The following is a 14316-nucleotide window of genomic DNA, read 5'->3' as shown; positions in this document are numbered from 1 at the left end:
TTTATGGCAGGCATAATCGAGATTGAAGTCAATACACACTACTTATCGGCACAGTCTTCTCCTGAGTCTGAGCAATATGTATTTTCTTATACCATCACCATTACGAATACGACCTCTCAGCAGGTACAACTGCTGGCTCGAGAATGGCGCATTACCGATGCTGAAAATAAGATCACTCGAGTCGCCGGTGACGGGGTTGTTGGTCAGCAGCCTGTTTTACAAGCGGGCGAGTCTTTCAGCTATACCAGTGGCACTGTCTTAGCGACTCCCATTGGTACAATGGAAGGCCATTACGTGATGATCGACGAAAACGGTGAGCAATTTAAAGCGGATATTCCGTCTTTCCGCCTCGCTATTCCGAATATTATTCATTAATTATGGCAACTTACGCAGTCGGTGACATTCAGGGCTGTTACCGTGAGCTTATGGCATTACTGGAAACCGTTGGCTTTAGCCATAAAACGGACCAACTTTGGTGCGTTGGCGACATAGTCGCGCGGGGGCCTGATTCAGCAGACGCCATCCGCTTTTTTTATGAAAATGAACACTCCGTCCACACGGTGCTGGGTAACCACGACCTTAACTTAGTGGCTGTTTTGCTTGGACATAGAAAAGCAAAACGTAACGACAAGCTCAGCGGTATTTTAACGGCATCGGAGAAGCTGGATTGGGTAGATTGGTTACGCAGTCAACCGCTCATGCAACAGTTAAACCCATCGACCGTTATTTCACACGCTGGAATTTACCCGTGGTGGTCTGTCGAAGAAGCTCAAACCTATGCCGACGAAGTCTCCGCTGTTTTGAACAACAATGATTTTGAAGACTTTATTAAAAGTATGTTTAGTAATAAGCCTTCAAAATGGGACTCAAGTCTTAGCGGATTTGACCGATACCGTTTTATAGTGAACGCATTTACACGAATGCGCTATTGTCACCCAAACGCCGAGTTGGATTTAACCCGGAAGGATGATCCATATCAACATTCGTCGCAGGATGACTTGCAGCCGTGGTTTTACTTTTGGTCAAGCAGCGACTATCGGTTATTATTCGGACATTGGGCTGCATTAATGGGTAATACCCATCGCCAGGACATTCTCGCGTTAGATACCGGGTGTGTTTGGGGACAATACATGACGCTGTACGACCTGAGTAACGACAAATTTTACTACCAGAATGCGTTTAGTGCTTAGAATACAAAGATAATCATTGCTGTGCTGAGGAAGGTTTCATGAAAATAACGGTTGCTATGCGAGTGATTGGTGGCTTTGCCATCATAACCCTGCTTTTACTCGTCATCAGTTTGAGCTCACTGTTCAACATTAACAGCATTGGCTCATCCGTCGACAACGTTAACGACAAAGCCATGCCTGCTCTGAACGAAGTGGCGGCTATAAAAGTCGATACACTAGAGCTTTCTACTATACAGTTAGAAGCGTATTATAGCGAATCTCTGTCTGCCATTGACTCTTATCGCGGTGAGTTTGATAACTCGCGTGACTCACTGGTAAGCTCCCTGAATGACCTTCAGCAATTAATAAAAGGCGAAGGTCAAAGTAGCCTTATCAACGGCACAGAGTCTTCCGTCACCCAATACGTTGACCTTATCGATCAACTGTTTAATTATCAGCGTGAATATCTTGAACTTCGTGGCACCACGGCCGATCAGCTTGACGAAATAGCCTTCAGTATAGATGACGCAGCCATCATGCTACTCGACACCATGGATATGTCGAATAACGAGGTTGTTGCGCGCGAAGCCAGCAATGTTGAGTCATCTTTGTCTAGTTTAATCACGTTAATGTACGACTTAAATAAAGCGAGCGACCTCGACTCAGCAAACGTTATTAAGAGCGAAATTGATATCAATATAGACAGCATTCGTCCTCGCCTTGAAGCGTTAGACAATGAGTCGACAGGCAGCGCTGAGCAAATGGTTGATGATGCGGTTACTACAGTACGCAACGCCATTGACCAACTACAGGGCTCTGGTTCATACCCTAATAACGTTATTTTACGCCAGCAACGCCGGGTTGACGCTGGTCAAGCACTTGAGCAGGCACAGCAACAGTCTGATACTCTGATGACGCAAACCGACGAGCTACAAACTGCCGTCCGCGGCATAGCCGAAGACAGCCGTAACTCAGCAGCCGATTCAATTTCAACCAGCAGCTGGATAAACAGCATTATTACGGTTATTTCTATTGCATTAGCCGTGCTGATTTCCTGGTTAACTGTACGCAGTATCAGCCGACCTCTGTCGCGTGTTAACCACATGCTGAATATTATGGCAGAAGGTAACCTGACTGAGCGTGTTGATTATGACGCACAAGATGAATTTGGTGAATTGGCAACAAACACCAATAAATTAACAGGCAACCTTCGCAAGCTTATTGAAGGCATAGCGAACCGTGCTACACAACTGGCAACGGCAGCCGAGCAATCATCAAATGTATCTGACGAAACTACCAACGCAATAGATGAGCAACGCCGTCAAATTGAACAGGTTGCGACTGCGACGCAAGAAATGAACAATACCGCCAGTGAAATGGCTGAAGGCGCTGACCAGGCTCTGCGCGAAATTCAGCATTCTGACGATGAAGCAAAACGTGTCCGTGAAATTTCAGATAAAAACCGCTCTACTATTGAGCAGTTAGCTCACGAAATTCAGGGCGCATCCCAGGTCATCGATCAACTGTCTGAGAACAGCAGTAATATCGGCGGCATCCTGGATGTTATCCGCGGCATTGCTGACCAGACTAACTTACTTGCGTTGAACGCGGCTATTGAGGCCGCCCGAGCCGGCGAGCAAGGCCGAGGCTTCGCCGTAGTAGCTGATGAAGTTCGCACGCTAGCAAGTCGAACTCAAGAGTCTACTGAAGAAATTCAGGAGATGATTGAAAGCCTGCAAAATGACTCTAAGCGCGCGGTAGAAGTTATGAACCGTGGCCGCGAACAGGCAGAGCTTAGTGTTCAGCAATCGGACGAAGCAGCCCAGGCGTTGCAGTCAATTACGGAGTCGGTACATCAAGCATCTGATAGCAGTAATCACATTGCTAATGCCGCGCAAGAACAAAGCCGTACCGCTCACGACATTAGTGAGCGACTGGAGTCGATTGTTTCTATCGCCGAACAAACCGCTTCCGGCTCTAAGCAAACAGCCCAGGCTTCTAATGAAGTTGCCAAGCTGGCTGATGAGCTGCAAGACTCTATTAAGAGCTTCCGGGTTTAACACCTGTAAAAAGAGTAGTTATAAAAAAACGCCGGTCACTTTTAAGGTGGCCGGCGTTTTTATTGGGCAACTGTCTAATTAGACTGTCAGTGTCAGCTTCGCAAAACGACGTTTACCCACCTGATACACCCCAGAGTCTTTATCGGTGCATACGTAGTTTTTATCGGTAAAACGTTCGCCATCAAGTTTCACTGCATTTTGTTTCAGCATTCGTAATGCTTCAGACGTTGACTGAACAAGCCCCGCTTCTTTTAGTACATTAGCAATACCCATACCTTCAGAGCCGACTGCTATGGTTTTTTCTTCAATCTCGTCAGGCAATGCATTTTTCTGAAAGCGCTGAATAAAATCCTGTTCGGCTTTTTCTGCGGCCTCATCAGAATGGAAGCGTGCGATAATCTCTTTCGCCAACAGCACTTTAACATCACGCGGGTTTTTGCCCGCAGCTACATCGGCTTTCAAGCCATCTATTTCTGCAATAGAGCGGAAGCTTAGAAGGTCAAAGTAACGCCACATTAATTCGTCAGACACTGACATTACCTTGCCAAACATATCATTGGGTGACTCGGTGATACCAATATAGTTATTCAGCGACTTCGACATTTTTTGAACGCCATCCAAACCTTCCAGTAACGGCGTCATAATGACCGTTTGCGGACGCTGGCCCTCTTCTTTTTGCAGCTCACGACCCATTAGCAGGTTGAAACGCTGGTCTGTACCGCCCAGCTCGATGTCGGCTTTCAGTTCGACAGAGTCCCAGCCTTGAACCAGTGGGTACAAAAATTCGTGAATCGCAATAGACTGGTTATTTTGGTAGCGCTTTTTAAAGTCATCACGCTCTAACATGCGGGCAACTGTTTGACGGGCTGCAAGTTTAATCATGTCCGCAGCGCCCATTTTCGACATCCATTCTGAGTTAAAGCGAATGTCTGTCTTTTCAGGGTCGAGAATTTTAAAGACTTGCTCTTTATAGGTTTCGGCATTAGCCGCCACTTCTTCCGGTGTTAGCGGCTTGCGAGTCACATTTTTCCCCGTTGGGTCGCCAATCATTCCGGTAAAATCACCAATAAGGAACACAATTTTATGACCAAAGTCCTGCAGGACTCGCAATTTATTAATTAGAACCGTGTGACCCAAGTGCAAATCGGGAGCGGTTGGATCAAAACCAGCCTTAACGATCAGAGGCTTGCCACTTTCCAGCTTTTCCGCCAATTCTTTTTCCAGCAGAACCTCTTCGGCACCACGTGTAATCTCAGCTATCGCCTCTGCCACTTCTGTTTTCATCAAACCTCTCCATCGATTGCCCAGTCAAACCCATTATTTTACGCCATTCTTAACACTGTTTTAAGCGCAGAAACTGGTATTCTGCGTTTTTTCGTATTATCCTCGAAACCATAAGGTTATTCTGAGGTCGTAAACGAGTACACCCTGTGTATCGTTTGCATGGGTAATCATAATAAAGAAAGTTTGTTCTAAAGTGCGCTAAATATGACATTGAAAGTAGTTTCTCAAATGCAGCGGATGTTCCTGCAGCTTCCGCATTCTCATAAAATACTAATCAGCGCGATTAGTGTTGCCCTACTCATTTTGTTGGTGATTCCTTCAGAACCGGCTACGGCGTCTAAGAACACAACCTCCGTTGACCAGCTGGTTCCAGGTAAACGTTACCAATTGGAACTGGCCTTTGAGAACAACGGCAACAGCGAAGACAATTCAGCACAAGAATTGCATTGGCAAACCTATCAAATCAAGTCTGGCGATAACCTGGCTGACATTTTTAGTAAGTTAGGTTTTAGTGCACAAGAGCTTTACCGCGTCACTGAGTCAGGTGAAGAAGCGAAGCTATTGCGTAAAGTACACCCCGGTGACTTACTGCGCTTTGCAACCGATTCAAGCGACAAACTGGTTCAGTTAGCGCACGATATTAACGGTACCGACACGCTCATTATCACCCGTCAAAAAGACAGCTTTGTCGCAGAAGTCGAAACCAAAGACGTTGAGGTGCGTACCGAGTTTGCACACGCCGTTATTGATTCCAGTTTCTGGAACGCGGGTATCGGCGCCGGACTAACCGATAACCAGATTATGCGAATTGCGAATATTTTTGGTTGGGATATCGACTTTGCCCTCGATTTACGTAAAAACGACGAGTTCAGTGTTTTATTTGAAACCCACTATGTCGACGGCGAATTTGTCGGTTACGGAAAAATTCTTGCGGCGGAGTTCGTCAACCGAGACGAGCACTTCCAGGCCATATTGCATGACAATGGCCAATATTACACACCAAATGGACGAGCAATGCGTAAAACCTTCTTACGCTCTCCGGTTAACTTTACGTACATAAGCTCAAGCTTTAACCCTCGCCGCTTGCACCCGGTTACAGGCCGTGTGCGTCCGCACAACGGCATTGACTACGCCGCATCGACCGGCACGCCTGTTATGTCATCTGGCGACGGTAAAGTTGTTCAAGCCGGTTATAGCCACTTAAATGGTAATTATATTTTTGTGCAACACGGCGAGCGTTATACCACTAAATATTTGCACTTAAGCCGCAAACACGTCAGAACTGGCGACCGAGTCAAACAGGGCCAGGTTATTGGTCGTGTGGGTGCGACAGGCCGCGTAACCGGTGCGCACTTACATTATGAGTTCTTGGTTGATGGGGTACACAGAAACCCTCGAACAGTTGAACTGCCACAAGCCAAATCATTGGCTGAGTCGGAGCTGCCATCATTCCGCCAGCAAGCCGACCAAATTATTGCGATATTAAACGACAATAAACGTGTTTATCTGGCAATGAGATAATGTCCGAACGTTATATTGGCTTAATGTCAGGAACCAGCATGGACGCGATTGACGCCGTGCTGGTTGATATAACGGCTGATGGGCACCTTAGGCTTAATGCGTCACACAGCTATACACTTCCCTCTGAATTACGCACCCGGCTATTAACACTCAGCATTAGTGATCACTGGAACGCGGATGAGCTGGCAGAGCTTGATGTGTTATTCGCTGAGCATTCCGCTGCTGCCGTGAATAAGTTACTGAGTGAAGCCAAAATTTCGGCGAAAAGCGTCACAGCTATAGGCAGTCATGGCCAAACAGTTCGCCACAAGCCAAGTCATAGCGCTCCGTATACACTGCAATTAGGCGACCCTTCTAGGCTGGCTTTTAAAACTCAAGTTAATGTCATACACGACTTTCGTCGCAAAGACGTAGCGGCCGGCGGTCAGGGCGCACCATTAGTGCCCGCTTTTCACCAACATGTTTTCGCTCAGCCGGGGAAAAGCGTTGCCATTGTCAATTTGGGGGGTATTGCAAACATCACCTGGCTAGGGCCAGAGCAGCAACTGCTTGGTTTCGATACCGGCCCGGCAAACACTTTAATGGACCAGTGGATACAACACTGCGATGCGAACAAAAGCTATGATGAGAGCGGTCATTTCGCTCGTCAGGGCAAGGTCATTGACGAACTTTTAGAGGCTTTACTGAAACACCCTTTTTATTCCCGCACCGCGCCCAAGAGTACTGGCCGTGAAGAGTTTAACCTGTCCTATTTAAAGCCGCTTATTAAAGCAAACTACCCGCCTGAAAATGTGCAAAGAACCTTGCTCGTGCTAACTGCAGAAACTCTGAGTAACGAACTTAATAAATTACCGACCAAGCCTGAACAAGTTTATTTTTGCGGCGGCGGCACCAAAAATGAATTACTTTTAACAGAAATTACTCAGCGCCTTGAGACAAAGAAGTACGACACGACACAGGCATTAGGGGTTGATCCTCAATGGGTTGAGGCAATGGCTTTTGCCTGGTTAGGTTGGTGCTATGAGCATAAAAAACCGGGGAACCACCCTGCTGTGACAGGTGCAGCCGCCCCGGTTGTATTAGGCTCTAAAACTTTATTTTATTGAGCCGACGAGTGAGCCTTACTCTGCACCAAGCGCTTTAAAAGCATCACGAGTCAGGTTTTCATTGTTACCGTCTTTACCAACCACGATGCTGTCTTCAATACGAACGCCACCATACGGTCTTAGCTCGTCCACTTTGTCCCAGTTGATATCATCACTGTCTTTGTGCTCTTCAAGCAGCTGGTCAACGACATACAGCCCCGGTTCAATTGTAAAGACCTGACCTTCTTCAATGTCACGCAATAAACGCAAGAATGGGTGACGCTCACTACGCTCATAGCTGCTGCCGTCGTCAGACTTCAGGAAGCCACCAACGTCATGAACCTGTAAGCCAATAAAGTGGCCAAGACCGTGCGGCATAAAGGCACTGGTATAACCCTTGTCGTAAATACTTTGTGCATCGCCATTGATAAAGCCAAAGTCACTCAGGATTTTAGCTACTTTCAGGTGCATAGACACATGTAAGTCGTAGTAATTAACGCCCGGCTTAATTTCGCTGAGTAACTCTTTCTGAGCATTATCCATTGCTTCTATTAAGTCAGCGTAAAAACCTTCTTCGTATGCGTATGAACGCGTGATATCGGCACAGTAGCCTCGGTAACGTGCCCCCGCATCAATTAAGAACGAACGAAATTGCTTCGGCGGCTCAGTGTCATAGACATCGTAATGTAAAATCGCAGAGTGACTGTTTAAAGCGACAATGCTGTTATAGGGCACCTGTGACTCACGAAAGTTAATGGCGGCCAAATACGCGTGATGAATTTCCAGCTCACTTTTTTCAGCGTAGAAAGCTTCTTTTGCAGCGACATGCGCTTTCGCCGCCAACTTATTGGCTTCACGCAAGTTCTCCAGTTCCCACTCGGTTTTAATGGCTCGGTGGAAGTGCAGATGATCAATCAGGTTTTGTGGGTTACGCGCTTTTACGTTCCAGCTATGAACCGGCTCTGCAAAATCTTCACCGATAAATGCAGTATTCGCCAGCTCACTGCCGATATCATCAGTCATAATACTGAGGTCATCGATAATTTTTAGATCGACATACTGCTGCCATTCTTCTTCGGGCACATCAACCGGAGCGTGCCAGAAGTCTCTGGCCTGGAATAGATAAACGGTAGGACGCTGACTGCCTTTGCGATAAAAAATCGCACTTTTGGGGCTTTCAGTAACAGGTACCCAGTATTTAAACAGCGGGTTGACGCGATAAGGCGGCGCGTTGTCGTCAAGAAAATCGACTCGTGGCTGACCTGAGTAAACCAGGGTCGATTCAAAACCGGTATCTGCTAGTGCTTTGTCGAAGCGCTCACAAACCGTTTTGATATGTTCAGCGTATGCACTCATAAAAAAACCTCACAACAAATGGTGAGGTCATTTTAGCGCAAATAAGCCCGGTTTTCAGCTGAAGCGGACGTCCTGTAAAGACTAGATAGAAAAGCTTGAACCGCAACCACAGGTTGTAGTGGCATTTGGGTTATCGACGAAGAAGCGCGAACCCTGCAAGCCCTCTTCATAGCTGACAATACCGCCCATTAAATACTGGAGACTCATGGGATCCACTAACAACGTGACGCCTTCTTTTTCCACCTGCATGTCACCCGGGTTAGGGGTTTCGTCAAAGGTGAAGCCATACTGAAAGCCCGAGCACCCGCCGCCCGTTACATAAACGCGCAACTTAAGGTTCGGATTTTCTTCTTCCGCAATGAGTTGGCTCACTTTTTTTGCGGCTTGTTCGGTAAACTCAATAGGTACCGCTGTTTCCGCAGAACTGCTCATAGTGTTTCACCCTTGTTGAACTCTGTCGGCATTTTCTCTTACCTGACTATTTTGGTCAAGTATCGCCGTCGGTTCTGACGTTCGGCGCCGGCTTACCTTTGCGAATGTCCTTCCAAAAAAACGAACGGTTCAACGTGCCGCGACCACCATCGGTTAAAGTCACCGATACGTCAATACGCTCAGGAACGAAGCCCTCAGGCATGAAGAAATCCCCCTCATAAATCGAAAAATAACGCATGGTAAAGGTACGGTCGTCGCCGCTAATGTTGGCAAGCTTCATTAAATCAAAGCGCTTTTTCTGACCGTCGATGCGGCCAACCAGGTCGATGGCGACACGCCCTTCGACAAAGCGCCTGCGTTGCTCAATTTGCAGAACCGCCAAGGAGAAGTGGAAATGCTTATCTGCCTGGTTTGGTGTCACTGTTATAGAGTCGATAGTCACGCCACTTTCCTGCAACTCAGGCGCCATTATCTTTTGGTAAAAAGCGAGGTCTCGACGTAATGCGTAGTTGTCGTTTTGTAGCGCAGTTAACTCGTCTTGCAGGCTTTGGTTCGATGAACGCTCAATATCCAACTCTACTTGCATAACATGACGTTGGTATTCCATCTGTTCCAGGCGCTCATACATATCATCAAGTTGTGCGGACTGTTCGCTGACCGTTTCTTTTAACGACTTTGCATGCCAAACGCCGGCAAGATATGCCAGATAAGCAAACAGAATCAGTAGACCTGCCACCGCGAAGAAAACAGGCAGCCTTCCGAACCTTTTTTGCCAATATTTGAGATTAAAGTACTGCTTCATAATGCTCGCTCATTTCCATTAGCCGCTTATGCTGATATGTTATTGATAAATATGCAAGCCTCGAGCCCGGGTTTCGTTTAAGGAACAACACTAAATGGCGCCTTTATTACGACAGCAGTTACGCAAACAATTGGCCATGCCAACGACAACAATTGCTATCTGTCTATTAGGGCTTGCCGGTGGCGTACTTGCTGCTTTAATGATTGCCGGTTTCCGTTTTGCTATTGAGTACGGCGCTCATCTCATTGGTAACGACACTTACTGGCAAGAACCCTTGCCGACGACGCTTCGTTTTACCATACCCATTGCCGCGGCGTTATTAATTTACGGTATTTTTCGTTTGTCAGGCTCGCGCTACGTTCGTATGGGCATTCCTTATGTTATTCATCGCATGAAACAACATTACGGCATGCTTCCTTGGCGCAGCACCGTTAACCAGTTTTTTGGTGGAATTATTGCCCTGATTGCCGGGTACAGTGTCGGCCGCGAAGGTCCCGCAGTTCATTTAGGAGCGGCCGCATCGACTTGGCTCGGCTTCCATGTCGATGCCCCTAAAAACGCCTTACGCACGCTTGCCGCCTGCGGTATTGCAGCGGCTATTGCAGCCTCTTTTAATACCCCACTTGCCGCTATGGTATTGGTTATGGAAGTGGTACTGCGGGAATACAAAGTCCACGTCTTTATTCCGGTCATGCTGTCGGCCGTCGCCGGGTCTTTAATCACCGAAGAGATTTTCGGCGTTGCATCAGAGCTGGCCATGCTATCGGCACAAGACATTCCGACCACTCAATTGCCTTGGGTGGTTATACTGGGTGTCGTGTTAGGCGTCGTCGGCGTTATCTTCAAAAAACTCATGCTGGATGTCATGGACACCGTGAAAGATATGTCTTTACTGACCCGGCTATTGTTCGCGGGCATTATCACCGCGTCTCTGGCTGTTATTATTCCAACCAGTTTAGGTCCCGGGCTAACCGCTATTGAGCAGGTGATTAATCACCAGGGCGAAATGTCACTATTAACAACCTTATTGCTTGCTAAGCTATTTGCTGCTGCCATTGCTCTTGGCATGGGTATCCCCGGCGGGTTAATTGGTGCGGTGTTCGGTATTGGTGCCATTATCGCCGCGGTCTTTGTCGGTGCTGTTGACGTACTGGGTATTCAGCAAGCTCTGTCTTTTGACAGCTTTATTCTATTGGGTATGGCCGGTATTCTGGCGGCCTGTATCCACGCACCTATGGCAGCATTACTGGCTATCGTTGAGTTGTCACGCAGTGTGGAAATTATTATTCCGGCAATGCTGGTTATTGTGCCTGCCTACCTGATATCCAGCCAGCTGTTTAAGTCAAAGTCGATTTTTATCGCTCAGTTAGAGTTACAAGATCTTCCCTACCAATTGGCACCTGTGCATGTGGCGCTGCAAAAAACCGGCGTTGAAAATGCCATGGAGACGGACTTTAAACTATTGCTTGAGCCCACTCAGAATGAATTGGTCGACTCGCTCGAGTCCGCTCAGGCCAAAACCGTTATTGTCATGTCAGTCGACGAAGACAACCAACCGCTGTACCGTCTTGTCTCTTATGACATTACTGCCGGTGACAGTCCAAGTTTGAGCTATACACCCATTAAGGGTTTGCGTATTACATCAACTTTGGCTGAAGTGTACGATGAAATTGGACAACAACGCCGCAGTGCGGTGTATATTTATGAATCAAACGGTGAACACCCATGTGGCATAGTCACCTGGGAAACCGTCCGAAAAGCATTACAAAGAGAGTTAGCATGACGTGGATTTTATGGGTTAAAGCACTGCATATTGCCTTTATGGTCGCCTGGTTCGCAGGTATTTTTTACTTACCCCGGCTGTTTGTATATCACGCCATGAACGCCAAACCTGCGGTGCATGAACAGTTCTGTGTCATGGAAAGACGCTTGTTATTTTTTGTCACACCTTTTGCCATTCTAACCCTGGTGTTTGGGCTGGTATTAATTTTTGCCTACGGCTCCGAATGGTTTGCCAGCAGCGGTTGGATGCATACCAAACTGGTTTTAGTGACACTCTTATACGCTTATCACGGCTACTGCTTCAAGCTTCTGAAAGACTTCAAAAACGGTAAAAACACGAAAAGTCACCGCTTCTATCGAGTCTTTAACGAGCTACCGGTTCTGGCGCTTTTTGCGATTATAATTTTAGCCGTAGTGAAGCCGTATTAGATTCTAAAACTGGGCTGACTTTGCTATAGTGTGCGTCCAGTGACATTCTGCGGCAGAGGCGCACCTATTGATGAATTTCACCGGTTCCAACATTCTCTCAGTCAACCAATTCGACCGAGACAGTATCGACTATATCTTTTCCGTTGCTGATAAAATGCAGCCCTACGCCCGTCGTAAAAAACGCACCCGGGTATTAGATGGCGCCATTCTCGGCAACCTGTTTTTCGAACCTTCGACTCGTACCCGAGTCAGTTTCGGCACTGCGTTTAACCTGCTAGGTGGCGAAGTTCGCGAAACCACAGGCATGGAAAGCTCAGCGATTGCCAAAGGCGAGTCTTTATACGACACCGCCCGGGTACTCAGTAGCTACAGCGATGTTATCGCTATGCGCCACCCTAAGTCCGGCTCGGTGAAAGAGTTTGCCAGTGGCAGCCGGGTTCCGGTCATTAATGGCGGTGATGGTGCCAACGAGCACCCGACTCAGGCACTTCTCGACCTGTATACCATTGAGAAAGAGCTGGCTTACCATCAGCAGAGCATCGATAACATGCACATCTGCATGATTGGTGACTTAAAGTACGGGCGTACGGTGCACTCGCTGTCGACACTCTTGTCCATGTATAAAAGCATTAAGTTTACGCTGATTTCTCCGCGTGAATTGTCGATGCCAGAGTCCGTCTTAGCCACTCTGGAGAACGCGGGTCATCAGGTCACTGTCACGGAAAAAGTCGACGGCATTGTCGATGCCGACATTGTGTATCAAACCCGCATCCAGCAAGAGCGCTTCGCAAGTCCCGAAGACGCTGATCAATATCGCGGTAAATTTCGTTTAAATCAGGAAATTTATACCAAGCACTACAAACCCAATACCGTCATTATGCATCCGTTACCGAGGGATTCCCGAGCAGAAGCGAATGAGCTCGATAATGACCTCAACCAGAACCCAAACCTGGCAATTTTCAGGCAGGCTGATAACGGAGTGCTCATTCGGATGGCGCTATTTGCACTGACACTCGGCGTCGTTGACCAGGTCGACAAGCATGAATGTGACGTCATTTGGTACAGCGAAAAAAGCCAATTATAAAGAGGTAACTGCGGCATGAGTCGTTCAGAAGATTTATTCAAACAAGCACAAATTAGTATTCCCGGCGGCGTTAACTCGCCTGTTCGCGCCTTTAGTGGCGTAGGTGGCACACCCATATTTTTTGAAAGCGCAGAAGGCGCTTATATGTTTGATGCCGACGGCAAACGTTACATTGACTACGTCGGTTCATGGGGACCAATGATTCTTGGTCACAATCACCCCGCCGTCTTAGAGGCAACATTAGCAGCGGCTAAAAGAGGCTTAAGCTTCGGTACGCCAACTGAAATTGAAATCACTATGGCGGAAACCATTCGTAAAATTGTACCGTCCATTGAAAAGGTTCGTATGGTAAATTCCGGTACCGAAGCAACCATGACAGCTATTCGCTTGGCGCGTGGTTATACCGGTCGTGACAAAATTCTGAAGTTTGAGGGTAACTACCATGGCCACGCTGACTCGTTGTTGGTGAAAGCAGGCTCTGGCGCATTAACCTTGGGAGTTCCAAACTCTCCGGGCATTCCGGAAGACTTAGCCAAGCACACGCTGACTGTTAACTACAACGACATCGACTCAGTTAAAGAAGCGTTTAAAGAGTTCGGCGACGATATTGCTTGTATTATCGTTGAGCCAGTGGCTGGCAACATGAACTGTATTCCACCTGTTCCCGGCTTTTTAGAAGGCCTGCGTGACGTTTGTGACGAGTACGGTTCAGTACTTATTTTTGACGAAGTCATGACCGGCTTCCGCGTTGCGCCCGGCGGTGCTCAGGAGCGCTATGGCATTACTCCCGACTTAACCACCTTAGGAAAAGTAATTGGTGGCGGTATGCCGGTTGGTGCATTTGGCGGTAAGAAAGAAGTCATGGACTACATTGCGCCAGTTGGTCCAGTGTATCAGGCCGGCACCTTGTCAGGTAACCCAGTCGCCATGTCAGCGGGCTTAGCTGCGTTGCAGCAGTTATCAACGCCTGGGCTTTACGACCAACTCTACCAACGCGTCGATGCGTTAGTGGATGGTCTACAAGAACGCGCCAATAGAGCGGGCGTGCCAATGACAACGAATCGTGCCGGCTCTATGTTTGGTTTCTTCTTTACTGAAGAGCCGGAAGTGACGTCGTATGCGCAGGCAACTCAGTGCAATATGGAGCATTTCAAAGCGTTCTACCACGCTATGCTGAATGAAGGGGTATACCTTGCGCCTTCTGCGTTTGAAGGCGGTTTCATGTCAGCGGCACACACTGAAGATGACATTGAGAAGACCTTACAAGCGGCGGAAAAAGCCTTTACTCAACTGAAGTAAATCAACAGCCCGG

General features: G+C 47.6%; 13 protein-coding genes. 9 read left to right on the top strand and 4 right to left on the bottom strand.

Annotated features, from left to right (window positions below):
* Positions 1-3: 3 nt before the first annotated feature.
* From apaG to B3850_RS00530, 3 genes are read left to right on the top strand one after another with little or no spacing between them, the layout of a single operon-like run.
* Positions 4-375, top strand: a complete 372-nt coding sequence (gene apaG, locus B3850_RS00540; protein ID WP_053953891.1) for a Co2+/Mg2+ efflux protein ApaG — start codon at positions 4-6, stop codon at positions 373-375.
* A gap of 2 nt (positions 376-377) precedes the next feature.
* Positions 378-1190, top strand: coding sequence for a symmetrical bis(5'-nucleosyl)-tetraphosphatase (locus tag B3850_RS00535; protein ID WP_286875993.1), 813 nt, complete (start codon positions 378-380; stop codon positions 1188-1190).
* A gap of 38 nt (positions 1191-1228) precedes the next feature.
* Complete coding sequence (locus B3850_RS00530) at positions 1229-3229, top strand: methyl-accepting chemotaxis protein (RefSeq protein WP_286875995.1); 2001 nt, start codon at positions 1229-1231, stop codon at positions 3227-3229.
* A gap of 78 nt (positions 3230-3307) precedes the next feature.
* Here the strand turns inward: B3850_RS00530 and tyrS are convergent, their stop codons facing one another.
* Positions 3308-4513 carry a tyrosine--tRNA ligase gene (gene tyrS, locus B3850_RS00525; RefSeq protein WP_286875997.1) on the bottom strand — a complete coding sequence of 402 codons (1206 nt, stop codon included), beginning with the start codon at positions 4511-4513 and terminating at the stop codon, positions 3308-3310.
* 204 nt (positions 4514-4717) lie between these two features.
* On the opposite strand from tyrS, the gene B3850_RS00520 reads away from it, so the two are divergent.
* On the top strand, positions 4718-6034 hold the full coding sequence (locus B3850_RS00520) for an OapA family protein (protein WP_286875998.1): 1317 nt from the start codon (positions 4718-4720) through the stop codon (positions 6032-6034).
* Entirely contained in the window at positions 6034-7140 is a 1107-nt protein-coding gene (locus tag B3850_RS00515; RefSeq protein WP_286875999.1) for an anhydro-N-acetylmuramic acid kinase, read from the top strand. The genes B3850_RS00520 and B3850_RS00515 overlap by 1 nt, the downstream gene beginning before the upstream one ends.
* 15 nt (positions 7141-7155) lie before the next feature.
* Here B3850_RS00515 and pepQ read toward each other — a convergent pair whose 3' ends face one another.
* The 3 genes from pepQ to B3850_RS00500 form a co-directional block, all read right to left on the bottom strand.
* Positions 7156-8475 carry a Xaa-Pro dipeptidase gene (pepQ, locus tag B3850_RS00510; RefSeq protein WP_286876001.1) on the bottom strand — a complete coding sequence of 440 codons (1320 nt, stop codon included), beginning with the start codon at positions 8473-8475 and terminating at the stop codon, positions 7156-7158.
* An 81-nt stretch (positions 8476-8556) separates the two neighbouring features.
* Positions 8557-8907, bottom strand: a complete 351-nt coding sequence (erpA, locus tag B3850_RS00505; RefSeq protein ID WP_053953885.1) for an iron-sulfur cluster insertion protein ErpA — start codon at positions 8905-8907, stop codon at positions 8557-8559.
* Positions 8908-8962: 55 nt separating this feature from the next.
* Positions 8963-9709: a DUF6776 family protein gene (locus tag B3850_RS00500; protein ID WP_053953884.1), complete on the bottom strand. Its 747-nt coding sequence runs from the start codon at positions 9707-9709 to the stop codon at positions 8963-8965.
* A gap of 94 nt (positions 9710-9803) precedes the next feature.
* On the opposite strand from B3850_RS00500, the gene B3850_RS00495 reads away from it, so the two are divergent.
* From B3850_RS00495 to hemL, 4 genes are all read left to right on the top strand, one after another.
* A complete protein-coding gene (locus B3850_RS00495) occupies positions 9804-11492 on the top strand; it encodes a chloride channel protein (RefSeq protein ID WP_286911223.1) in 1689 nt (562 codons plus the stop codon).
* Positions 11489-11920 (top strand): protoporphyrinogen oxidase HemJ, encoded by a 432-nt coding sequence (hemJ, locus tag B3850_RS00490; RefSeq protein WP_273269480.1) that lies wholly within the window; start codon positions 11489-11491, stop codon positions 11918-11920. The genes B3850_RS00495 and hemJ overlap by 4 nt, the downstream gene beginning before the upstream one ends.
* A 70-nt stretch (positions 11921-11990) precedes the next feature.
* Positions 11991-13004: an aspartate carbamoyltransferase gene (locus tag B3850_RS00485; RefSeq protein WP_286876053.1), complete on the top strand. Its 1014-nt coding sequence runs from the start codon at positions 11991-11993 to the stop codon at positions 13002-13004.
* A gap of 15 nt (positions 13005-13019) precedes the next feature.
* The gene (hemL, locus tag B3850_RS00480; protein WP_286876010.1) at positions 13020-14303 is read left to right on the top strand and encodes a glutamate-1-semialdehyde 2,1-aminomutase; all 1284 of its coding nucleotides are present in this window, start codon (positions 13020-13022) and stop codon (positions 14301-14303) included.
* Positions 14304-14316 lie beyond the last annotated feature (13 nt).

Origin of the sequence: Idiomarina sp. UBA4520, from assembly GCF_002388365.1 — a bacterium.
GTDB lineage: Bacteria > Pseudomonadota > Gammaproteobacteria > Enterobacterales > Alteromonadaceae > Idiomarina > Idiomarina zobellii.
The sequence above is the reverse complement of the archived record's forward strand: the minus strand, read 5'-3'. Positions and strand labels throughout refer to the sequence as shown.